The organism is Carboxylicivirga sediminis (assembly GCF_018156225.1).
GTDB classification, from domain to species: domain Bacteria; phylum Bacteroidota; class Bacteroidia; order Bacteroidales; family Marinilabiliaceae; genus Carboxylicivirga; species Carboxylicivirga sediminis.
On record NZ_JAGTAR010000123.1, the window covers coordinates 1 to 341 of the forward strand.

Annotated in this window: 1 protein-coding gene; it reads right to left on the reverse strand. The window is 44.9% G+C overall.

Translation table 11 applies throughout. The annotated features are described in order from the left end of the window. On the reverse strand, nucleotides 1-341 hold a 341-nt coding region (locus tag KDU71_RS22895; protein WP_212193447.1), incomplete at both ends, for an IS66 family transposase.

Sequence of the window (341 nt, forward strand, 5' to 3'; positions counted from 1 at the left end):
CTGACACCAGTTTGCTTCAACATTTTTATCTGACGATGAAACGGCAAGTGGTACTCGTATTTATTGATTAAAAGCTCTGCTAATAGTGATGGGCCGGCATTGCTGCGTGGTAAAGGTAATGGAGGAAGTGCTGCAACTCGAACAGCTGGTTCTTCTTGTTCTTGTAAAGCTTGTTTTACTGCATACTTGTGTCGGACAATCCGGCGCACATACAACTCTCCCGGTTTATGTTCCAATACTTCAGTCACTTCTTCACCAATACGCACCCAATTGTCATTAATACCATCAGGTTCGATAACTTCTTCTTCCCGGCGAAGCTCTTCAGGCAGGGGCAAACGTAC